Below are 23415 nucleotides of genomic sequence, written 5' to 3'. Positions count from 1 at the left end.
TCCATCCTGTGACAAACGAATTCTGACTCTGGGGCGCATTGTGACCAAACTGAACCTAATCGCTGGCGAATGGCTGGCAGGCGAAAGCGAAATTGAAAACCGGAACCCTTCTGATCTGACCGATCTAGTCGGCATGTTCGCGCAAGCCAGCGGCGACCAGCTTGAGGCGACACTGGATAAGGCACGCGTGGCACAGGCGGAATGGGCCGCCTACGGACTGGAGCGCAAGCAAGCAGTTCTTAACGCAATCGGCAATGAATTGATGGCGCGCGCCGAGGAACTGGGTACGCTGCTCAGCCGGGAAGAGGGCAAACCGCTGGCCGAAGGCAAGGGCGAAGTTTATCGCGCCGGTCAGTTCTTCACGTACTACGCTGCAGAATGCCTGCGTCAGATCGGTGAGAACGCGGACTCTGTGCGCCCGGATATCGAAGTGGATGTGCGTCGCGAAGCCGTTGGCGTTGTTGCGATCATCAGTCCGTGGAACTTCCCCACCGCGACGGCCTCGTGGAAGATCGCCCCGGCGCTGTGCTATGGCAACGCTGTCGTCTGGAAGCCTGCCAACATCACCCCGGCCTCGGCAGTGGCCTTGACCGAGATCATCGAGCGTCAGGATGTTCCCAAAGGATTGTTCAGCCTCGTTATGGGGTCTGGCCGCTCAATCGGGCAGCGTCTTGTTGAAAGCCCCAAGGTCAATGCAATCTCGTTCACCGGATCGGTCCCGGTGGGCAAGGGCATCGCCGCAGCGGCCATACAGAATCTGACGAAGGTTCAGATGGAAATGGGGTCCAAGAACGCGCTGGCGGTCATGGACGATGCCGATCTGGATCTGGCGGTTTCGCTGGCCTTGGGTGGCGCGTTCGGTGGCACCGGTCAAAAATGCACCGCCTCTTCGCGGCTGGTGGTGCACGCGGGCATTCACGATGCCTTTGTCGAGAAACTGGTTGCAGGCGCGCAGGCGATGAAGGTCGGCCATGCACTGGAAGAGGGCGTTCAGATGGGCCCCGTCGTCAGCCAACAACAACTAGGCGAGAACCTCGCTTATGTTGATCTGGGCAAATCCGAAGGCGCGGAACTGGCCTGCGGTGGTCAGCGCCTTGAGATGCCGCACGATGGCTTCTACATGTCGCCGGGCGTGTTTCTGAACACCAATAATGACATGCGTATCAACCGCGAGGAAATGTTCGCGCCTTTGACCAGCGTCATCAAGGTCAGCAGCTATGACGAGGCGCTGAGCGTGGTCAATGACACCAATTTCGGTCTGACTTCGGGCATCGTTACTAAATCTCTGGCACGTGCCACTCACTTCCGCCGCAATGCCCGCACGGGTGTTGTTACTGTCAACCTGCCCACCGCAGGCACCGATTACCATGTGCCTTTCGGTGGGCGGGGTGACAGTTCTTACGGTCCGCGTGAACAGGGCAAGGCAGCGGCGGAGTTCTACACCACCGTCAAAACCGCCTATATCAGCGCAGGCCCTGTCTGATGCTGATCGATGGCCTGCAATATGCAAACTGGTCGGAGAAGATCTTCCGGCAACTGCGTGAAGGAGGCGTGGACGCGATCCACGTCACCATCGCCTACCATGAGAATTTCCGCGAAACCGTTCTTAACTTTGAAAAGTGGAATCGTTGGTTCGAACAATACCCGGATCTGATCATGAAAGGCCGCTGGGCCAGCGATATCGACACAGCCCGCGAATCCGGGCGGACGGCAGTGTTCTTCGGTTTCCAGAACCCCAGCCCCATCGAAGACGATATCGGGCTGGTCGAAATCCTGCACGATCTGGGCGCGCGGTTCATGCAATTGACCTACAACAATCAGTCCCTTCTGGCGACTGGGTGTTATGAGGCCGAAGACACCGGCATCACCCGCATGGGCAAGCAGGTGATCAAAGAGATGAACCGTGTGGGGTTGGTGGTTGATATGAGCCATTCGGCGGACCGTTCGACCATCGAAGCGGCAGAACTGTCCGAACGCCCCATCGCGATCACCCACGCAAACCCCCATGAATGGTCTCCAGCGCTTCGCAACAAGCGGGATGACGTGATCCGGGCAGTGACGGAAAAAGGTGGGATGCTGGGCTTTTCGGTCTATCCTCATCACCTGAGAGACAAGTCCGACTGCACATTGGAAAGCTTTTGCGAGATGATCGCCCGCACCGCTGACAAGTACGGGGCTCAGCATCTGGGGATTGGTACCGACCTGTGTCAGGACCAACCCGATAGCGTGGTCGAATGGATGCGGGTTGGGCGCTGGACAAAAGAGATCGACTATGGCGAAGGCTCGGCTTCTAACGCCGGTTTCCCGCCGATGCCAAACTGGTTCCGCGACAATCGGGATTTTGGCAATATCGAATCTGGATTGCGTGCCGTTGGCATGAATGCCGAGGAAGTCGCCGGAATCATGGGCGGCAACTGGTATCGGTTCTTTGCAGAGAACTTTGGACCTTATAAACCATGAATACCGTGAACCCAAATATCGAACGCCGCGATCCCGCTACGGTGATGCGCCTTTCGCGTCTGGGCTCGCTTCATCAATGTCGGCTCAGTTTTATGCGCCAGCTCACCCGTCGCATGGCGGCCGAGCAGTGGGTTTTTAGCCGCCCCGTGTTCGATATCGATGACAACGGGGTTGGCCACGCGGTCTATTCCGCACAAGGACCCGATCGCACCTATTCACTGGTCGCATTCGCCCATGACCTGCCGCCCGAGCAACGCTCGGACCGTGTGATCGCCGAGGCCTGGGATGCGACCTTCACCTTGTTTGATGGTGTTCCCACCAAGGACGATATCCAACGTTTGTCTCGGAACGTACCACTGCAAGAGGCCGGGCGTGTCAGTGAAAACGAGTTGTCGCTGTCGCGTGCCAACCGTTCTGTTCGGTTGTGGGCTCATGTGGTCGACCAGTTGGCTGCGGGCCAGCAACCGGATCTCGCGCAGATCTACAAGGTTGGCTATCTGATGCGCACAACTGCGGTTTACGGATCGGGCAAGTTCGGCGCGGCGGATCGGGAAAAGATCGCTGATCGCCCCGAGGTCAGCGGCCCGTTTCAGGCCGAGATGCTGTCGGTATATCTGACGCGAATATTCGTCCGTGATCTGGTGCAGCATATGGCAAATGCCAAGGGTGGTACGCAGACCGCGCAGCTTGACCCCGATATCGCCCGCTGGCTGGGGATCGGCAACTCGACGGGATTGGGCATGGCGCCTTTCATCGTCAATCACCCGATCCTGTTCAACAACTGGATCATGGTCCGTGAAGAGGCCATCGCACGCGTTCGGTCCCTTGATGCCGCCACAGACGCCGAAGTTGCCTTGTTCCGCGAGATTTTCGAGCGCAGTAAATTGTCGATCTCGTGGTGGCGGTCCGAGCACCCGATCCAGATTGAAAAACTCTTCGCACTGAATGCCGATCTGGGTGCGATAGCCGCGCATCTCGATCAGACCGATCTGACGGAAAATCAGCCCTGGGATCGCCTGATCCTGTGGTCCCGGACCGCGCTTAGCGAAGAAGGGCAAGAGTTGCTGGCTTCTTTGATCCTTGAACCGTATGGCGAGTTGGTGGACGGGCTGGCCTGCTGCATGGCGGATGGCAATAGCGCGGCCTTTACAATTGACGGGGCGATGCCAGTCGCACAGGTGCGCAACCTGATCCGCTCCAGTTTTGGCTGGGCACTCGATCTTGACTGGTCGGCGCCTGAAAACTGCGCGCGCGCCTGGTATGTGTCGGAAGAAAAGCTTGAGCCTCGTTTGGGGGAACGGTTTGAAGAACCGATAGAGGAATATGAGCAACCGCTTGCTCCGGCACGTGATTCCGCGCTTGCCGATAAGGCTTTGGCGGACTGGTCGGGCGAAAGTCCGATCGCCGAATTCCTGCTGCGCCACCCTGAACACCGCCACACCGTACGTCGTGCGCAGATGAGCCGTCTGGCACCATATGGCGAAATCAGCGACAATACGATCAGTGCGGAGGTCCTGCCGATAGACATGTTGCGCGCCAAATTGTCGTTCTTTGGTGCCACGCATTTCGACCCGCGCTCGGATCGTTGGGTGCGTATTTGCATGTATTCGGGGGCACCTTACCCCGAGGAACTGAGTCCGGAAAACGCGGATTTGTGGGTTTATCCGGAGCGCACCCAATGAGTTTTTCCCTTAATGAAATCGAAGCCACGGCCAAGCGTGCAACGCGGGGTGCGGGCTATGCCTGGGGCATCTCTGAAGAGGCCGCAAAAGCGACGCGATGGCTCTGTGCGCAGGGGCTGGACGGAACGGTCGAATTGTCGCGCGTGCTGGCAGGCGAGTTTGCCGGGTCACTGGAAGATCATGTTCCCGCAGGGCTGGACGGAGACTGGGTTGGTCGCAAAGACCTATGCCCACTGATGGTCGGTGCTCTGCTTTCTGACTGTGCGCACATGCTGTTGGCAGGCCCGATCCGGATCAGACAGGTTGCTTCGCCAATGATGCTACTGCCATTTGCGGCCTATGCTGCGCGCATACACAACACGGTGTTTTCAATCACGGCGGGCGATTTCAAGGCTTTGACGGATGGTGCGAGTTTGATGCCGAGAAACGAATGCCCGATTCGCGCGGATCATGTCGAGGTTGCATTTAGCGACCTACTGATCGAGCCGTGTTCACGACAGACGCGTGCAACGCCTGATCCGGCGGCATGGACGATACTCAACCGTTTTGCCCATCTTACCTATGCTCCTGCGACTGAAGAATCCCGTTTGCTCGGCGCAGGGGCCGGGCTTTCTGACAATGACTGAAAAGAGACAGACATGATTGAAACCCGCACCCTTTCACTTGCTGAAATTGAAAACCTGTCCTTTCGCGCGCTGGTGGCTGCGGGGACGAGCGAAGAAAACGCGCGTCCTTTAGCGGTTGCGACCGCGGCAACCGAGGCTGACGGGGTTGCCAGCCATGGTCTGGCCTATATCCCGATCTACTGTGAGCATGTTCAATGCGGCAAGGTTGATGGGCTGGCACAGCCGGTTCTGGCGCAGCCACGCCCCGGCGTCGTTACAGTCGATGCTGCCACCGGATTTGCGCATTCCGCCATTGAAGCCGGGTTCGACGCCTTGATCCCCGCTGCCCGCGCGCAGGGGATTGCGGCGCTGGCGATCAGAAACAGCTATAACTGCGGCGTTCTTGGATATCATACTTATCGTCTGGCGCAGGCCGGCCTGGTTGGTCTGGGTTTCACCAACGCTCCGGCCTCAATTGCGCCCTCCGGCGGGGCCAAGCCGGTGGTCGGCACCAATCCGTTTTCAATCGCCGCTCCGGGCACGGACGGCCAGCCCGCCCTATTGATTGACCAGAGCGCCAGCACCATCGCCAAAAGCGAAGTCATGAAACACGCGCGTGAAGGCAGGCCGATCCCTGTTGGTTGGGCACTGGACGATGAAGGAAATCCAACCACTGATCCGAATGTGGGCCTCAAGGGTTCGATGGCGCCGTCGGGTGGTTATAAAGGTGTTGGCATCGCGCTGCTGACCGAAGTTCTGGCTGCTGCTCTGACCGGCGCGACTTTGGGAATCCACGCCTCTCCGTTTTCTGGCACGGCCGGTGGTCCGCCGAAGACGGGGCAGTTCTTTATTGCGATTGACGCAAATGCGACGGCGAATGACGCATTTTCAACAGGAATTGTCGATCTTGTCGAAGCGATCCGGTCGCAAGAGGGCGCACATTTGCCCGGAGATGGCCGCCGTGCAAAGCGACTGGCAGCTAAATCTGATGGCGTTGCGGTGAACGTAGCGACACTTAGCAAAATTGAGGCCCTGCTGACTTAGGGCTTTGTGGTGCAAATCCGGGGTGCCAGAAGAGAATGACCTGGAAATCGGGACACGTGCGAACAGGGAGGAATCACATGTCTATGAAGGACCCTTTTACCGATCTGGAGATCAAGCGATCTTCGGGTGGGTTTTACGAAGGCCACAGCGTCGAAATTGCCTTGCTCAGCAAGTCAATCATGGTCGCGCTGGTGATCTGGGCATTGGTCTGGCCCGCTAATGCAAACGGTGTTCTTGGCAGCCTGAACTCTCGCCTGCTGGAAGACTTTAACGCTTTCTATATCATCATCGTCGGCTTCTTTGCCTTTTTCCTGTTTGTTGTGGCTGCGCTGCCGCAAACTGGTAAACGACTCATGGGGCCGGAAGGTGAAAAACCGGAATTTTCGGATTTCTCGTGGTTTTCTATGATGTTCGGCGCCGGTCTGGGCGTCGGTCTGATGGTATTTGCCACCGCTGAGCCTCTGGGCCTTTGGGGGTCAAACCCGGTTGTGATCGCCGAACAGGTAGTTGGTAATACCGAAGAGGCACTGCAGTCCGGGTATCGTTATACCTTCCTGCACTACGGATTTCATGCCTGGGCGATCTATGTCGTGACGGGCTTGTCGCTGGCCTACTATGCCTACACACGCAACATGCCGCTAACGATCCGCACTGCGCTGACACCTTTGTTCGGCAAGCTGATGAACGGTTTTCTTGGCCACGTCGTGGACGTTCTGGGTGTTGTTGCAACAATCCTGGGTGTCTCGGTAACGATCGGTTTTGGCGTTTCACAGTTTATCGACGGTCTTTATGCCATCACCGGTATGGGATGGATTATGGATCTGAACGGAGAAGTGCCGACGCCAAGTACAGTAGGTCTGTTGGCGGGTCTGATCGTCATCATGGGCCTGTCGATCGTATCGGCTGTATCCGGCGTTGGTCGTGGCGTTAAGTATCTGTCTAACCTAAATCTGGTGTTGTCTCTGATCCTGCTGCTGGTCTTCGTCGTATTCGGGTCGTTCCTGTTTGCAATGACCACCTATGCAACGGCGTTCATCGACTACATCCTGCATTTCATCTCGCTCAGCTTTGGCGCGTTCAACCCGCAGTCAGCGGCAGCATTTGATGCAGCGTTGCCAAGCGAAGCTGCCCCATTTGCCGATGCCCTGTACAGCGGTGCAACCAACCCCTGGGGTTCGTTTGACGGGTTCAAATCAGGACTTGAAGGCGACGCCGCAGCCCTGCCTGAATCCGTTCTCGCTTCGGTCTATGCCGCTGGTGACCCCGGTCGTCAGTTTGGTTGGCAGGCAGGTTGGACCACGTTCTACTGGGCCTGGTGGATCGCGTTCTCGCCCTTCGTGGGCCTGTTCCTAGCGCGCATATCCAAAGGGCGTTCGGTTCGTGAGTTCATCGTTGGCTGTGTATTCGCACCAGCGCTGGTCTGCTTTGCATGGATGACCATTCTGGGTGGCACCGCGATCGATCTGGAACTGAACGGCACGGCCGAAGGCGCCATCATCGGTGCATCGAACACCGCCAAGCTGTTTGTAACCCTGCAAGAGATGATTTCGGGTGGGTTGCTGTCCGGCATCACCGTGATGTGCGTCGTATTGATCATGACGTTCCTGGTCACATCGGCGGACTCGGGCATTCTGGTGATGAACACCATCATGTCGGGTGGCGATCAGAATATCGGCAACAAGCACAAGATCATCTGGGGTCTGATCCTGACGGCTGTGATCGGTGCGCTGATCCTGGCTGCGGGTGAGAACAACCCGATGGACGCGTTGCGAAACGCGATGATTATCGGCGCATTGCCCTTTACGATGGTGATGGGGCTGATGTGCGTGGCGCTTGCCAAGGCGCTGTATCGTGACGGATTGCGGCAAAAGCACGCTGCACCGGCTGAATAAGCTGTTGTGCCGGGCGGTCGCGATGCGGTCGCCCGGCATCATTTCGGTATTTGGCGTCGCCCATCTCCGACTACCCCCTCTGCATCGAATCACGCACTTAAGCTACGCCACGTAACCGGAAGATACGCAGACAGGAAAATGGCTGTCTGGCTCGCCGGCAGCATCTGATCCCCTGATTGCATGGTAGGTCATGCCGCCGGTCATTCCCGCGCAAGAAACTGGTGTGGAATTTGGGCAGTTTATCAACAGCCCAAATCAGATCGAAATGGCATTCATCTTCGAACAGTATGCGCGGGACAAGGCTGGTTTAGGCGTTGATCCATCGTGCCACTATAGCGGCGAGTTGCGAAGAGGGGCTGATCGTATCTCCCATGCCAACACCGTCGCGTCGACGACTCAAAAAATGTTTTGAAAATTACGGCTTTCGAAAGCGCGGTTCGTTTCGAAGCGTGTCATGGCATAACCTTTTCCGAAATCTTCCATTTCTGAAGTTTTCCGGTGGTTTAAGCCAAGCCGGGGCGGCCAAAAAGACATAGTCAGCTTTGTCCAGCATGGCAGTCGTTCGGGCCATGATCGCTATGCGGTTGCTTTTGCCCAAAGCGATCGATGCTGCTGCAAAAACTACAAAGCACCGACCAAGTGTTTTGTTGCCGCTTATTGAAGTGCCGCGAGGCTTCGTGCTCTGTTTGGAGAAAGATCCAGCGTTGCCTGATAAGCGACCGCAGCTTCATCGGGCTTTCCTAGCACCATCAACATGTCCCCCAGAAGTTCTCGTGCCGGAAGGACGTGGCCGGGTGTAACCGGGCTTTTGCCAATCTTATCCTCGAGATCAGCCGCAGCTGCCTGCTTAGCAACTGCGATCTCAGAGCCCCCATCGGCCAGTTCAATCCAGGCTTCCACCGACATGATCTGTGCTTCGGTCAACTGCGCCCAATAGCCCTGCCCACGCTCCTTCATCACAGCGTGCAAAGACTTGAGCTCGGCAAGCGCGCTCTGCGCTGTATCGACATCACCGCTACGGGCCGCGCCGATACCGATCGCAAACCACCGCATGGCAACAGTTTGTGGAAATTTCTCCCATGGAATGACCGGATGCATCTCAGGCGACAGTGCCGCCGCGACGTCCCATTGTCCCTGCTCAAGAGGCAGCCGAACAGGCGCAGCCGCCAGTGCATAAGCGCTGCCGAAACTGACCTGATGGTTTTGGATTGCCAGCATTTCGCCGACGAGCCTTTCGGCTTCGTCCACATCGCCAAGTTGCAAATGGCCGTAAACCATATAGTCGATGGCATGCGCATAATGGCTTTGCACAACGTCTTTGGATTGCTCAAGAGCAGCTTCGGCCGATCGGCCATTCAGATCGATTGATTTTTCCCATTCCCCTGTCCGTGTAAAGATGTGGGCGGGCATATGCAGCGCGTGTGGAGCGCTAGGAGCCGTTTTGTCATAAATCTCGGCATATGGCCTGCCTCGATCCTTTAGGGGCGGATTGTCATAAGCATGGATGGCGTAGTGTATGACACCGGGATGTTCTGGTACCTTTTGGTGAAGTTTGTCGAGCGTGTCTCCCACCTGCGACTTCACTTTGATCCCGTCGGAGCCCCGCGGCGCGGTTGCAAGGCGCGCCAGCGATGCGAAAGCCGCAGCGTCTACGTCGTCCGAATGTTGGTCCGCAGCAGCGATTTGTGTCTCTGCCCAAGAAGTAAGCTGAGCGCGGTAGCCTTCTTGGTTCGGGGCGTAGAAAGCAGCAGCAGCATCCATCATCGCTTGTTCAAGGGCGCTTTCGGTGGACATTGACGCGAGTTTTTCGGCTGCAGCAGACCCTCTCTCTGTTTCGGCTTCACTTGGAGTGCCGGGCCAAAGAGGATGAAAGTTCGACATCGCGATACCCCATTGCGCCATAGCACATGCTGGATCTGCCGCCGCTGCCATATTGAACGCTTCTTCGGCTTGAATATACATCATGTTGTGAATGAGATTCAGACCTTCGTTGAAAGCCTGGTCCGCTTTTGGGTTGCATGTCGTCTGGAAATTAGCGTCCGCTGAGACTGCGGGCACGAAAACAAAAAACGAGCTAATACAGGCGACAAAAGTATTGCGGGCTTTGGTATGCAAATGCTGCATCTATCGTCTCCACATTAAATATTGTCCGAAATTGTTTGAGCGTATGGCTCGGCGGCATCATACACAAAATTGTGCGATATGTCCGAACTGTCATCTGAGCGGCGATGCGCTCTGTTCGATCGAATATTTTCTTACGCGGCGTGTCCGCGTTATCCGCACAGCGGTCGTCCAAGCAAAGCAAACCTGCCGCAGCGCAGCTAAGGGCAGGTTTGTCCACTTACAGCAGACGCTCGCCCAAACTCTACGAGCGACCGATTCGAGCCCAAAGTGGTCATTTCGGCATTGCATCAGCGATATCCGCTTAGTCGTCTAAACCGAGTGCAGCGAACGGCCGCTTCGAGCTCCAAAGGCGGTCAGTGGGATTGCCGATCCGCGCCACCTTCCATCAGGAGTATTTGGAGAACCGAGACTGGCCGAACATCTTGCGATGTTCGCTAGGGGTCAGCCCGGTCTTTCGCTTGAACAACCTCCTAAACGACGGCGTATCAACATAGCCGACTGCTTCTCCAATCTCTGCAACCGAGTCCTCGGTGGTTTCCAAAATTTGCCGGGCTTCTTCAATGCGAAGCGCCAAAACGTAGTCTTGCGGTGGCTTGCTGGTGGCTTTGCGAAAGCGGCGCGCAAAAGTAGTTGGCGGCAAGCCGGAACGTTCCGCCATTTCGGCAACCGGGTTATCGATGCCGTAATTCTCAGCAATCCATTGCTGAGCCTGTGCTATAGCCGCGTCTGCATGGGGTGCCGTGGTAATCATTGAGCTGAAAGGCGACTGAAGCTCTCCCCGGTTGGCCATAAGCCAGACTTTTGCTGCCCGTGCCGCCCTTTGCGCGCTGCCATAGTGCGCGATCAGGAATGTTGCGAGTTCCTGCCATCCGGTTGTACCGCCCGACGTAACAGGTCCGCGAGACGCATCAGCAAAGCAAAGGCCGCGTTCGGTCCGAAGCCGCACATTTGGATAAAACTTTCGGAAGAGACCTTCCCAAGCCCAATGAGTCGTCGCTTCAACCCCGTCCAGAATACCAATTTCCGCTAGATAGACCGCCCCCGTACACGCTGAAACTATTCGCGTTTTGGACAAGTCGCGTTTAGCAAGCCACGCCAAACAAGGGTGTTGTTCGGGGTCAAGTCTGTCATGAGGTGAAAGCGTCAACCCAGGTACGACAACAATATCAGCGTCGTCTTCTTGGTCGAATGTCTGGTCTGGCACGACCCAAACGCCACTTCCGCAACGAAACCCTTCAATGTCCGGGCCAACGAGGCTGACGTCAAACACTGGCGCAGGCTCTTCGCCGCTGACCAAATATTCCCAGTCCCGCCCCGCGGCTACCAATGTGTCATATAGACCAAAAACGCTGGAAGCGCTCGTTTCTGGAGTGGTCACGATCTGAACTGAAAATGGCATCGTCAAAATTCCAAATTGGTGAATTTGCCCCCTTTTTAGCCGTTCTGCCGCTCACGCCCAACAGTAAATGTCCAACAGTCTACCACCACTCGAAATTCGTAGGAGGGTTTGGGTATGGTGAACACGCTTTGGGAACAAATTTCATTCAGGATTTGGCCAACGTCCTTGCAGAGGTCAGCAGCTGCAGAAATCGGCAGAGCCGATGATAAGGAAAAAGGAGCCTGCAACTGCAAGGTTGCCAAAGGGGTATGGGAATCGGCGGTCTATATTGGACCAGGCGGTCCGCTTTTGAGAAATCGCTAGTTTGAACGACTCGATGTCCGCAGAGCGGCCAGTCGCCCACATATCCGAAGACTTCTTGCCTCGGGCAGGTAATGAGAATCCCCTACTGACCCATGGCATCGCATATCGCGGGTAAATCGACCAGAAGTTCCATCTCCAAAGCCTGAGCATGGACTTTCGAAATGAGGTCATCGTTTTTAACTGCATTCCTCGCCGCGATTATCGCTTTGGCTCTATTGATGACATATTCGGGAAGTCCCACAGGTTCGTCGCCCATGGATTTACTGAAGGCATCACAAAGCTTTTTGGCCCTCGGCCAGTCTTGGCTGTCCAGCGCGGCTTCGATGGCTGGACGGAAAAATTCAAACGTGAAATAACCTCCATGGCCAGCTGCGAGAAGTTCCATCCCTTTGTCGAGAGACTGGTTGCGCCCTTTGCCTGGTCCAAGCGCCATAGCCCGTTCGCCGTAAACCCACGGCATCGACCAAATGACGTTCAACTCTTTGGCCAGAGATTCAGCGTCATCTAGATGGCTCAACGCAATTTTTGGAGACCCGTTCACACGGTGGGCCATGGCTAGTAGGCAGTATGTGTTCATAAGAAAGCGTCGAATGTCGATGCTTTCGATCAGTTCCTCTGCGCGTCTGGCGTGTTCCATCGCCGCCTCTGCGCGTCCGGCGAGATTGTCGAGATACGAAAGCATATTGCGAGCCAGAGCTTCGGATCGAACGTCGCGCAATTCTGTCGAGTTTTCGACGACACGCTCGAAGTTGGCGCGGGCTTCCATCAGCTCGCCCCGGTAGAACGCGTTGTCGCCCAACATCTTTTCATTGACGATCGCAAAGCGGCGCAGGTCATTTGCGCGGCAAATGTCGATGCATCGGGTGTAATACGCACGAGCGCTCACAAACTTTCCGGCTGCAGCCTCGGCATCGGCAAGGCAGCTCAGCGCCTCGGCCTCTAGCTCGACAAGACCCAACTCCTCCGCAAGGTCAAGTGCCGCCTGGCTTTCGGAAAAAGTGGCCCTGTTATTGCCGCGCGCAAACTCGATTGTCGCTCGCCGTCGATGGATTAGCGCCTGTTCTTTCTTCAGATTCAGATCCGACGCGATGGCGGCTGCTTCGTTGAGCAGGTTGTCGGCTTCAGAGTGTCGGTCCGACCTAAGCAACGCAAGCGCACGCCCGGTCAGGCAATGGCACGCATCAATTCTTGTCGGCGCGATCGAAGTCGCTGCTTCCCATACGGACGCAGACTCATCGAACTGGTTCAGGATCTCTAGGATCTCTCCATCAAACTTCAAAAGCTGAAATCGAAGCCTGTCCTCATCCACAATTTCCAATCCCCGACGCAGCAATTCGAGCGCCTTCTCTGGTCGGAAGTCTGCGGCTTCGGCAGTTGCGGCGGCGAGATAGGCATTGGCCGCATCTGGATCCTCAGCCCGATCCAAATGTTCCGACCAAAGCACCGGGTCCCTGTCCTGAAACCACTCAGCTGCGCGCAGATGAAGCTGCCGTCTCCGACTGCCAAGTAGCGAGGCATAAACCCCGTCCCTGATCAGAGCGTGTTCGAATAGAAAATCCTCACCCTCTGGTTTCAGAAGACGGTGTTCGACAAGGCCCTGGGCGTCATAGCCAGGTTCGCACGCCATGTGACGCAGCAATTCGAGTGTCATTTTCTGCCCGATCGCAGAGCCTGCCTGCAGCACCGCTTTGTCGACCGGAGAAAGCCGGTCTATCCGGGATAGGACAAGACCCTGAATTGTACTCGGAAGGGTTTCCTCTGTGATCTCGTCAAGGTTTCGCATCAGGAGTTCCAGGTAAAGCGGGTTGCCGCCTGACCTTTCAACAAATGCGCCAAGATCTTGTTTGGCGTTCGGCACAAGGCTTTCCGCAAGTGCACGGGATTCTCGCCCTGACAGCGGTTGGAGCTCCATAACGCTGTGTGAGGCCCCGCTCATCTTGCCAAACCAGTCTCCTTGCGTTGAGGCCCCCTCAATTCGCGACGTCATGACGAGCAGGACCGGCGTGTCCGCAATCTCGCGGGCAAGATCCGAAAGGTAAGCTAGGGTTTGAGCATCGGCCCAGTGAATGTCTTCAACGATTACCAACAGTGGATTCTCTTCAGACTGGGCAAGAACGAGTTTCGTAAGCGTCTCGCGACACCCCTCTTCGCGCGCCGCATAGTCCATGTTGTTGTATATCGCCTCAGATTCAGGGCTCCGCGGCACAGCCAAAAGGTTCGCTGCAAAGACTCTCAGATCTTCAGGCAACCAGCCCTTCGCAATCGCCCTCTGCAGCGCAATTTCCTGATCTTCCGCATCGCTACTTTGCGGAATGGCGAGCAAACCGAGAAGCAGAGCATTGATGGTGTCGTTTCCGTGCGACGTACCGAAGTCGAGCACAAGGCCCCTAATCGACTTGAAGCCTTGAGACTCTGCATCCTCGATGAATGCTTCGACCAACCTGGTCTTTCCGATCCCTGGATCGCCTCGCACGAGAAGGCAACACCCTTCGCCTGCGAAGACGCATTCCTCGCGCAACGCCCGGAATTGGCTGAGTTCCATACGCCGCCCAAGAAGTTTGCCGACAGGTCGCTTGGCAGTTTCGGCCAATGGCCCCTCGACGCTCCATGCCCGCACGGGTTCTGCAATACCCTTCACCGTCAGGCTTCCACGATCCACGCATAAAAACCTGCGGGAAACAGCCTCATACGCATCGTCTGAAACAAGCGTTTCGCCGGACTCCGCGAGGTCGTCGAGGTGGGACGCAAGGTTAACAGTCATCCCGATCACTGTGTATTCGCTGAATGCGTTACTTCCCGTCCCGCTTGCCACAACTTCACCACTGGCGATGCCAACATGGGCCGAGAGTTCGCGTCCTATTGAATGGCTGAGTTCGCCCATCGCCCGATGGATATCCAGCGCTGCCCTGACCGCGCGTTCTGGATCGTCGGTATGTGCAATCGGAGCGCCGAAAACTGCCATTACACCGTCCCCGATATGCTTATCGATCTGCCCGCCGTAGCGCTGGATGACCGCGTCGGTGGTGTCGAAATAGCGATTGAGAATGGCGTGCAGCTCTTCCGCGTCGAGCTCTTCGGATAACGTGGTGAAACCAGCAAGATCGGCGAACAAAACTGTCACTTGCCGTCTTTCCCCATCAAATTCCACCGAACGGCGACGGGATTCAACTGCGGGACTATCCGGGTCAGACAGGATTTTCGTAGCAGCCTGAAGCCTGCGCCGTGGTCCAAGTGGAATTCCCAGGTCCCTGAGATCTTCATCTGTCAAAAATCGAAGGTCGTTGAGTTCGACCCTATTCTCGTCAAAAATGCCCTCGAATTCGCCGAGCCCGTTCTTGTTCAGCCAATCACCGAGATCGCTCATAGACTTCGCCCCTTATGCGCTCAGTCTATACACTAGTCTGATGATTCACCATCGTTGCGCATGCGGCGTTGAAGTAACTATGCTGCAGCTAATCAATTGTCTGCTCTGTCCGCAAAGCAGGCGTTCAGGTGAAATCCGCGAATGGCTGCATCGAGCCCTAAGCAGACGTGCATCATGTCGGCGCTGCTTTGCAGATTATTCCAACTGAGACGCGACGCAAAAAGCAAAGTAGGGACGCCGATCATTAGAACGACGCCCTCCAAAAATGATAACTTGTACCCAACTAGGTTCGGTACACGAAGGTGGTTTATTATTTCTTTCCGCGAGAGACTTGCTGTCCCGAAACCTCACGACTGCCGGCGTTCCCCCAACCGCTATCACTCGTGTCACCATCGATAGCGTTTTTACCACTGACCGACGGTGCGGCAGCTCCAATTCCCGGCGTACTGGAAAGAGTGTCCGCCATATTTTTCGCGGCATCGGAATTACCGTTAGCCATGGCAGGTGCAGTGAACGCGATGAGCGCGGTAGTGGAAATTACGAAAAGCTTTTTCATTTTTAGCCCCCATTTGTTTCGATATAGGGCTTACGTTTGACGTCGTTCACCGGATCAAATTTGACAATTAATATATTCGAAACAAACTGTTTCTGAAAAATCAGCAACGCACGCAACCGCGATGCAAAACGCCAGGCACCCAGAACATGAAAAAGAGCAGATTGCCCGAAATGCCAGCAGCCGCAGTTGAATTCGCAAAGTAGGCAAGTGTTGCGTCTCGGGAAGGGATGGAAATAGCCTCACCCCCGCAAACAATAGTAATTGGGCGCTGGTGTTGCACGGAACGCCACATGGATGACAGCTTAACAACGCTCGTATGGACGGTAAATTACGGCTTTGTCCGGCAACTCTGCCGTTCAGCAGATTTCAGCGAACGTCCGCTGCCGTTCAATGCAGACCTTCAAGCGAAAATTCTCGGAATGACCACCAACAATGACCGCTATCCGTTCTTAAACCGTCATCTGACTGAAAGACTCAGATGACTGTCTCCAGCCTGGAGCGGACGGTTTGTTCAGTCATTGCAAATGTCCAATCCCAAGCGGAAAGCAGACAATCGCGCCAGCCGTCCCGTTGCCTTTACAAGTTAATCCTGAACCTAAGGCCGAACACTAGCGGGTCGCGATCATTGAAGCCGGGATTGCTGAGGTATTGCACGTCCGCTGTCAGGGCCATGTTGTCCGCGAGATCAAGCCGATAAAAGGCTTCGGTCGTGGTCTGCGTCGGAAGCGTTGGGTCAACCAGTTCGGCGAACGTTACCGCAATGCCGAAGAGGTCGTCGTAAATCCCCGGCCTCCACATCAGGCCTATTGTGCCTGCTTCCCGGGCTATAGGAGTGTCTCCATCGGATTGCCCATAGCGACCGAAGATCATCAGATCATTGTCGAAGGTGTGGTTCGCGGAAACGACCCAGCCCGAGCTTGAGGGAACTCCGGCCTGTATTCGCTCGTCGACATGATAGTAGCCGAGGTGGACGTTGGTCAGGTAGCGTTGGTCCCGGGCCGGGGTCCATCCGATCTCAGCATATTTGAAGAACTCCGAACCGCCCGGAAACCACTCGACATCCGTCAATGATCCATTGGCGTCTGATGCAATGGCCAAGGCGTAGATCTGGTCGGTGAGATAAGCACCTCCCCCAAAGCCGAAGCCTGGGTCGGGGATCGCCAGAACCGGGTTGTAGTTGATGCCGAAGTTCTGAAACCCGGTTCGCGGGTTCACATATCCAAGAATGTCGAGATAGTCCGCCGGGTCGATCCGCCCGAATACAAGCCCTCCGGCACCATTGAGGATCGTCTGCGACCAGTAGGCGACCGAGAGGCTGTTGCCAGTGTCTCCAAAGGTCAGGCCGGTCAGACCGGCATAGCCGATCTCTCCGGCAAGACCCGCTGGCGTCTGTTCGAGGCCCAGCTTGTGCCGGTTCTCGAGAATGAAAACCAGGCTGCCGGGGTTGCCGCCTCCCCGGTCGAACAGGGTCCAGGTGCCCAGCAGCCTCAGGTGTCCAGCCGCGCCGTCATCGACACCCGTCAGGCTGTGAGAGGCCCGCTGGTAGAGCGCCTGATAGTCAAAGGAAAGCGCGAGACCCGTGTCCTTGCGGAACTCCTCTTTGGCCGCCTCAAAGGGATCGAAGAACCGGTCGACCAACGGTAACCGACTGTCCTCCAGCCGCTTGAGCCGATCCTGCTCTTGCTGAGCGGGAGCAGTGGCCGGTCCACCAATCGAGGATCCAGCTGCAGCCTCAAGGCGGCCGCGTGGGCCAGTGTCCTGTGCAGCCAAGGGACCGGCGAACAGTGCCATGGCCGCTGCAAGAGCACCGAGGCGAGTCATCAGAAGAAGTTCATCCAGGTTGTCATGCGCAAGGTCAGCAGGTAGATGAACCGGAACTTTGTACATCAGTTATCCTGTCGATTTTGCCACTCCTGTGTCCCAGGTTTGACGCAGCACGCGCAACGTGTTTCCACCGATAATCTTGGCGATGTCGTCTTCTGAGTAGCCCTTGCCCAGAAGCACGTCGATGATCGCGGGCAGACATTTAGATAATTCGGCAAAGAGGTTCACTCCGCGACGCACATCGTTGAGGCTGCGTTCATCGTACTTGTCAGCATTAGCCAGAACCAAATCGATGAAAGGCTGGTTGTCCTCAAAGTCGTCGGTTGCAATCCCTACATGATCAACGCCCAATAGCTGGACTGCGCAGTCGATGGCCCCGGCGTGTTCTTCAGGTTTGATTTCTGGTTGCGGGTCGGCACTGACGACCGGGTTGCAAAGGTTCACATGCATAACACCGCCTGTTTCTGCGAGGGCCAGAGCATTTTCGTCCGTGGCAGCCCGCTCGTGATCGACCCAGCATTTTAATCCTGTGTGGGAATAGATCACTGGCCAGCCGGGATGGGTGTCCTTGACGTAGGCGATGACTTCGCCGGTACAGCGTATGCCGGTGTGGGTCACGTCAACGGGCATGCCATAGCGAACCTGAGCGTCAATGATGGTTTTACCCCAAGGCGTCAAACCCCCATTGTCGGGCACATAGACCCCGTCTCCGACGCGATATCGGTTGTTGTAGGCCATCAGGCTGTAGCCAAGGCCCAGTTGTCGGAACACGGCCACCAGTTCCGGGTTTTCGTCGTAAATGCACGAGCCCTGATATGTGAAATACAAGCCGAGCTTGCCGGTGGCATGCGCGGTTTCGATGTCTTGTGTGTTGCGGACAAGCAGGTACTTCTCCGGGTAACGGCTGATCGCATCCAGGTGGGTCCCGATTTTTTTGATGGCCGCTTCGCTGCGTGCGGGATCGATCTGGACTGTCATCGCCATCGCCGTGACACCTGCTTCTCGCGCGCGATCCCAATACCCGAGCATCAGGTCTCTTGACTGATCATCATGTACCCAGCCGAGCGGCCTTTCCATTCCGACGCAATTGAGCGTATCGATCACGATATTGTCCTTCATGATCTGTTTTGCACGGACCACCGTCTGCTGTCTTTTGCCGTCGGGACAAGGTTTTGCGGATACTGGACACTCTCTGCTATTTGGGGATTTTCAGCTGTATCCACTAAAGTGATATTTGCAATTGCGCGCCTTCGTTTCTTAGATCTGCTGTTTCAAGAAACTGAAGATTTGACATCGAATGGTCCGTTGGTCGTGCTAGCTTAAGATTGCTCACATCATTTGGAGGAGCATTCTAGAATGCGAGTTGTCTTTACGGTTCTAAGTGTTTCAGTGCTTCTTCCTGCCCTGGCTTATTCCGTAATTTGGGGAACTCTCGCTCTATGGTTCAAACTTCCCGGACCCGAGTGGCTGAAGTGGGTCGTTTGCGGTGGTTTCGCAGTCTTCGGCATGGGAACGCTAGTCGCAATGTTTACACGGGTGCGGTGGCGCTGGCTCGTTGTTTTCGCAACAGCTCTTGTTGCACTGAATTTGTGGTGGAACACGCTGGTTCCGCCGTTCGCGGGAAATTGGTCTCCGGAGGTCGCGCAACAGGTAACAGGCTCAATCGACGGGGACATCTTAACACTAGAGAATGTACGGAACTTCGATTGGCGAAGCGAAACCGACGTGACGGAGACATGGGAAACACGCAGTTACAATCTCTCGCAGATTGAGACAGTGGATCTTTTTATGTCGTATTGGGGCGGGCCATCCATGGCGCATATGATTTTGAGCTTTGGCTTCAAAGACGGGCGGTACCTTGCTTGGTCAAATGAAGTCCGTCGAGAGAAGGGGGTTTCTTTCTCGCCAGTTGCTGACTTTTTCAAAGCGCACTCGATTGCAGTTGTGGCGAGCGAAGAAAAAGATGTTGTCGGCTTACGCTCGAACATTCAGGGCGCTCGCGTTCAGATTTTTAGTCTCAGAACAGTGCCTGGGAATCGTAGGAAGCTTCTCGAAGGGTATGTTGCAGCGGCGAACGGGGTCGTAGAAAAACCGCATTGGTTTAATTCGGTGTTCACCAATTGCTCACGTACAGTGGTCCAGATCGCACGGCATATTGGCATCAAAATACCGATGGATTGGAGAATCATTGTCAACGGGTATTTCCCATATTTTCTTTATGATCATGGGAGCATGAACACTGATCTATCGATCGAAGAGATATTTCGATTGGGGGATATCACTGAGAAGGCTGAGGCCTTCGGCTTGGTGGACGGCTATTCGGAGGCCATACGAGTAGGTGTCCCCAAACCTTAAAAGATGATATTTACTAGATGCACTTACAATCACATTGGATGCGTCAAATAGGGCTACTCACATGACCAAAAAAAGCGAAGTGTTAAAGCTCACTCTGCTCATTTTGGGTCTAATGGTTCTGGTTAGTGCGTGTTCACGACCTCCTGAACTGGTCGGGATAGAAAATCCTGAGGTTAGCATTGAAGACCAAGCTGGAGTGAAGAAGCAAAAAATCTTTATGGCGACGACTAGGGCGGCAACAGGTGTGCAGGGTGTTTTTTTCTCCGGAGACAGAGCAAAAGAAGTCGGTTTGGCGTCGGTCGATGTGACAATTCCTCCAACGCATGAGATTGGCGAATTGAAACGACCCAAGAAGTTGCCCCCTGATCCGAGCAAAGAGTTCACAATAATAGACCCTATTGTCTATTCCAGCGATGCAAGGTTTATTTCTGCGGTAAACAAGGAATTGAACTCTCGCCCACCTTCTAAACGCACAATCCTTTTCTTTGTGCACGGCTATAATAACACTACCACTGATGCACTTTTGAGGCTTGCGCAGTTCGTTGAGGACTCTGGATACGAAGGAGTGCCCGTTTTAATGTCTTGGGCGTCCTCTGCTCAGACAACTGGGTATGTCTACGACTTAAACAGCACGCTGATTGCACGCAGTAAACTTCCTGAAATTGCGAGTGTTCTTCAACAGACCAACGCTACAAGTGTCAATATCTTCGCTCATTCGATGGGTTGCCTTTTAACTATGGAAGGTATTGTCAACTCCGTCGAGACTGGTCGCGCGCGAGGCATCACGAAAGTTGAAAACATCATGCTTGCTTCGCCAGATATCGATATCGACTTATTCAGAAGCCACATGGAGGCGATCCCCCAGTCGATCACCGAGAAAATCTTCATTTTGACGTCAGAAGATGACAGTGCTTTGAAATTCTCACGCCGATTGGCAGGTGGCATCCCTAGGGTTGGGGCCTCTGATGCGGAGGAACTTGAAAAAGAATTCGGAGTTCTTGTCATAGACCTATCCGACATTGAGAACTCCGATTCTGGAAGCCACAGCAAGTTCACTGGGTCGCCGGAGGTCGTGCAGTTGATTGGGTTGGGTCTAAATTCAGCGAGCAGATTTGGAACCAGTTCAGCGCCTCCAATCGAACGGATTATGGCAAACTCACCCATTAGAGTGTTTGACTGACGCTAAAATACTATTTGTTCGCCGATCTGGCGACCTGTGATCAGGTATCTATAGACTTCTTGCAAAGTTGCTCGATCGAGTCGTCCGTTGGCCTGAAGCAATTTGCGAAGCATGTCGCGTTCGATCAATGAGGCGTTCACGACAAGGCGAACCATCGGGAGCGGTGGCAGTTTGGATACTAGACTGAAACGTCATCGGGCCAATCAAAGCTCCCGCGCCGACGGAAGCTTGCACACTCGCAGCGCGGGAACGCCCGATTTGCAAAGAGGGCTATGCATACCGGGTACTGGGAATACGGATCAATAGATAGCCCAGACCACAAAAAGCCAGCGCTTTTACTGCAAGGGATGGTAAGAGCGGGCGGCCGTAGGGCATTCAATATTCACGTTGTGTGTCGCTGATCTGATCGACGAAGCTGAGCAACTGACTAAGTGAAACTCCTGGAGGTGCAGTGTGGGCCGCTGCAACGGAGGGATAGGCCAAAGGTTGGACGAACATGGAGGCTGTGCCTGTGCCGGATGGCGGCAAGATTCAGCGATCTACGCTTTCGTACGACGGCTGGCAGGTGGGACGCGACTATGTTCCAGTTCAACCGCAATTTGCGGATCTTGAACCATCACGGCGTCGAACCGCCAGACCACGCCATACCGACCGAGCAGGAACTCTGTGGACCACCGGGGCACATAGGAAACACGCCAGCAACAGAAGCCAATTAGTCGATTTTAGTCGCTTCCGACTTTCTGAACACCAACAGTGTTACAAAGAGACCGCCTATCAGTAGCATATGCGCCGCCGCTGTTACGCCGAACACGAAGTAACTGCCGACCATAAGCGAAAAAATTGCGCTCCACATCCATGCCAACATTTGCATCAGCAAATGGGCCACGGGTAAGGACTGATTTCTTAGTGGGTTTTTGGTTTCATCCATTACCGAAGCCCATGTGGTTTTCACGTCTAAACTATTGGTCATGATTTTCCTCCCAATTCCAATTAATTCGTGATCTCAGTTCCACTGAGCATAACTGGAGTGTTCGCTGCCAGTGGAGCAGCGGGATCAAATTACAAGACAAACCGTTTGTGATTTGTGATATTGCTAACACGTACAATTCAGACGGTTGGACCGAAAAAAAACGGCGCCCGAGGGATGGGTGGTACGCGCAGGTTACAGGTTTGGGGTGCATGTGACAGCCGGCAAAGCCCGGATTGGATTCGCAACTCGCGCCATCAACTGGACCGGAGGGACGGATCGTTGGCAGCGCGGCTAATTCCGAGTGATGGATACTTTTTAGTTAAGGTGAGCCTCAATGCCGCGATTTTTCCTGATAGCTGCAAGCCAGCGTTGAAGTCACTTCCTCAACTGTAAACTCAAGGCCGGAGCGATTTCGTTGGTCAAGACAAACAGCATGGGGAAGAACGTCAAAAGACGAGCCCGAAAATCCGCGTAGCACAGGCTATCGGCATTCCTTGGTACGTCGGAAGAAAACATAAAGACACTTAACTTTTTAACCAATTTCTTCGCGGACCCGGCCGCTGAGATCGTCGGCGCTTAACGACCAACATTCCGCTGGTTGGTCCGATTTGACTGGTCCGAATTTACCTGACAGCACCGTTTCCTAAATAGTTGGCCAGACAACAGACAATGCCCCCTTTAGGCAGCACAAGCCAGTACTTCGGAATGAAAAGTGTTCTTTGCTTCAACGACTTCAGCTATGTAAAACGGCAGAGGTGTCTAAGCATGTGTTTCTCATCACAAGCCAGTTTTGTAGCCGGTGCAGCAATCATAGCCTGCAGTGGTCTTACGATACGTTTGGCGTTGCAAATGGGCGAACGATTTCTTCCGCTAGCCAGCTTTCCACTTTTCTTTGGGATTCAGCAATTGTCCGAAGGCTTCTTGTGGGTGTCCATTGACAACCCGTCGGCAAACCCTTCTTCGGCAGCTGCGTTGACGTTTCTCTTCTTTGCCTATTTCTTTTGGCCGTTTTGGGTTCCGCTGTCCGCGGCTTCGATTGAACGTAACCGGCGTCGCAGGCTCATATTCCAAGGGATTTGCGGAATTGGTTTTTGCTTAGGCTTGTTGCTTTACTTACCAGTGTTGTTGTCACCTGCAAACCTAGATATTGGCCTAGCTCAACACTCCATTCAGTATGAAAACATAGAAACGTTCCCGTCCGAAACTACGAGGAACTTTGCACGTGTTTTCTACGCTTTGGTGATCTGCGTTCCGCTTGTGGGATCGAGCGATAAAGGCTTACGAGGTTTCGGGTATCTAATTGTCGTTTCCGTTGCTTTGGGGTTCTTCTTTGCTTCTCATGCCTTCACGTCAATCTGGTGCTTCGTTGCGGCAGGTTTGTCTGCCTACATCTACTTCGTTCTAAAGTTTCACTATTGGGAGGCAGACCGCTTAGGTGGAGCTGCCGAAGGTTGAGGGACATTTTGAAAAATGCGTTTAAGTGCGGGCAGGGGGTTTCACTGGAAAGCCGTCATCCGACAGTTTTTGTCAAATGACCGCTTTGCGGGGTGCCCTCAACAGGTGGACGCAACACTTTAATCTTTGAGCAAAGATGGAGTGTTTCCCATGAAGTATCGTCGTCGCATTTACTATAACGCCGCACAGCGTGCTGAGATTT

At 54.8% G+C, this 23415-nt stretch carries 18 protein-coding genes; 11 read left to right on the top strand and 7 right to left on the bottom strand.

Annotation, left to right across the window (positions count from 1 at the left end):
- Positions 1-40 precede the first annotated feature (40 nt).
- The 7 genes from ACRZ91_RS11695 to ACRZ91_RS11665 all read left to right on the top strand — a co-directional run bounded on the left by ACRZ91_RS11695 (position 41) and on the right by ACRZ91_RS11665 (position 8095).
- The gene (locus tag ACRZ91_RS11695) at positions 41-1483 is read left to right on the top strand and encodes an aldehyde dehydrogenase family protein (protein ID WP_480654212.1); all 1443 of its coding nucleotides are present in this window, start codon (positions 41-43) and stop codon (positions 1481-1483) included.
- On the top strand, positions 1483-2460 hold the full coding sequence (locus ACRZ91_RS11690) for a membrane dipeptidase (RefSeq protein WP_480654214.1): 978 nt from the start codon (positions 1483-1485) through the stop codon (positions 2458-2460). The genes ACRZ91_RS11695 and ACRZ91_RS11690 overlap by 1 nt, the downstream gene beginning before the upstream one ends.
- Positions 2457-4142 carry a hypothetical protein gene (locus ACRZ91_RS11685; RefSeq protein ID WP_480905477.1) on the top strand — a complete coding sequence of 562 codons (1686 nt, stop codon included), beginning with the start codon at positions 2457-2459 and terminating at the stop codon, positions 4140-4142. The genes ACRZ91_RS11690 and ACRZ91_RS11685 overlap by 4 nt, the downstream gene beginning before the upstream one ends.
- Complete coding sequence (locus tag ACRZ91_RS11680; protein WP_480654217.1) at positions 4139-4768, top strand: DUF3726 domain-containing protein; 630 nt, start codon at positions 4139-4141, stop codon at positions 4766-4768. The genes ACRZ91_RS11685 and ACRZ91_RS11680 overlap by 4 nt, the downstream gene beginning before the upstream one ends.
- A 12-nt stretch (positions 4769-4780) precedes the next feature.
- Positions 4781-5791: an Ldh family oxidoreductase gene (locus ACRZ91_RS11675; protein WP_480905474.1), complete on the top strand. Its 1011-nt coding sequence runs from the start codon at positions 4781-4783 to the stop codon at positions 5789-5791.
- Positions 5792-5868: 77 nt separating this feature from the next.
- A complete protein-coding gene (locus tag ACRZ91_RS11670) occupies positions 5869-7683 on the top strand; it encodes a BCCT family transporter (RefSeq protein ID WP_170476013.1) in 1815 nt (604 codons plus the stop codon).
- 190 nt (positions 7684-7873) lie between these two features.
- A complete protein-coding gene (locus tag ACRZ91_RS11665) occupies positions 7874-8095 on the top strand; it encodes a hypothetical protein (protein ID WP_480905470.1) in 222 nt (73 codons plus the stop codon).
- A 242-nt stretch (positions 8096-8337) separates the two neighbouring features.
- On the opposite strand, the gene ACRZ91_RS11660 is transcribed toward ACRZ91_RS11665, so the two are convergent.
- The 4 genes from ACRZ91_RS11660 to ACRZ91_RS11645 form a co-directional block, all read right to left on the bottom strand.
- The gene (locus tag ACRZ91_RS11660) at positions 8338-9807 is read right to left on the bottom strand and encodes a tetratricopeptide repeat protein (protein WP_480905467.1); all 1470 of its coding nucleotides are present in this window, start codon (positions 9805-9807) and stop codon (positions 8338-8340) included.
- A gap of 385 nt (positions 9808-10192) precedes the next feature.
- The gene (locus tag ACRZ91_RS11655) at positions 10193-11206 is read right to left on the bottom strand and encodes a GlxA family transcriptional regulator (RefSeq protein WP_480905464.1); all 1014 of its coding nucleotides are present in this window, start codon (positions 11204-11206) and stop codon (positions 10193-10195) included.
- A gap of 385 nt (positions 11207-11591) precedes the next feature.
- A complete protein-coding gene (locus tag ACRZ91_RS11650) occupies positions 11592-14873 on the bottom strand; it encodes an adenylate/guanylate cyclase domain-containing protein (RefSeq protein ID WP_480905461.1) in 3282 nt (1093 codons plus the stop codon).
- A 310-nt stretch (positions 14874-15183) separates the two neighbouring features.
- Positions 15184-15429, bottom strand: a complete 246-nt coding sequence (locus ACRZ91_RS11645; RefSeq protein WP_480905458.1) for a hypothetical protein — start codon at positions 15427-15429, stop codon at positions 15184-15186.
- A gap of 290 nt (positions 15430-15719) precedes the next feature.
- Between ACRZ91_RS11645 and ACRZ91_RS11640 the strand changes: the two genes are divergently transcribed.
- Positions 15720-15911: a hypothetical protein gene (locus tag ACRZ91_RS11640; protein ID WP_480905456.1), complete on the top strand. Its 192-nt coding sequence runs from the start codon at positions 15720-15722 to the stop codon at positions 15909-15911.
- Positions 15912-16005: 94 nt separating this feature from the next.
- Here the strand turns inward: ACRZ91_RS11640 and ACRZ91_RS11635 are convergent, their stop codons facing one another.
- On the bottom strand, positions 16006-17316 hold the full coding sequence (locus tag ACRZ91_RS11635; protein ID WP_480905453.1) for a carbohydrate porin: 1311 nt from the start codon (positions 17314-17316) through the stop codon (positions 16006-16008).
- Between the two features lie 3 nt (positions 17317-17319).
- On the bottom strand, positions 17320-18393 hold the full coding sequence (locus ACRZ91_RS11630) for a dipeptidase (protein ID WP_480905450.1): 1074 nt from the start codon (positions 18391-18393) through the stop codon (positions 17320-17322).
- 216 nt (positions 18394-18609) lie between these two features.
- On the opposite strand from ACRZ91_RS11630, the gene ACRZ91_RS11625 reads away from it, so the two are divergent.
- The gene (locus tag ACRZ91_RS11625; RefSeq protein ID WP_480905447.1) at positions 18610-19608 is read left to right on the top strand and encodes a lipoprotein N-acyltransferase Lnb domain-containing protein; all 999 of its coding nucleotides are present in this window, start codon (positions 18610-18612) and stop codon (positions 19606-19608) included.
- Positions 19609-19669: 61 nt separating this feature from the next.
- Complete coding sequence (locus tag ACRZ91_RS11620; RefSeq protein ID WP_480618106.1) at positions 19670-20788, top strand: alpha/beta hydrolase; 1119 nt, start codon at positions 19670-19672, stop codon at positions 20786-20788.
- Between the two features lie 712 nt (positions 20789-21500).
- Here ACRZ91_RS11620 and ACRZ91_RS11615 read toward each other — a convergent pair.
- Positions 21501-21758 (bottom strand): hypothetical protein, encoded by a 258-nt coding sequence (locus ACRZ91_RS11615; RefSeq protein ID WP_170546638.1) that lies wholly within the window; start codon positions 21756-21758, stop codon positions 21501-21503.
- Positions 21759-22427: 669 nt separating this feature from the next.
- Between ACRZ91_RS11615 and ACRZ91_RS11610 the strand changes: the two genes are divergently transcribed.
- Positions 22428-23213 (top strand): DUF6629 family protein, encoded by a 786-nt coding sequence (locus ACRZ91_RS11610; RefSeq protein ID WP_480905443.1) that lies wholly within the window; start codon positions 22428-22430, stop codon positions 23211-23213.
- Positions 23214-23415: the final 202 nt, after the last annotated feature.

The sequence above is a fragment of the Ruegeria sp. O11 genome, from assembly GCF_056535285.1.
Note: the sequence above shows the minus strand (reverse complement) of the source record. Positions and strands in the feature narration are given on the sequence as shown.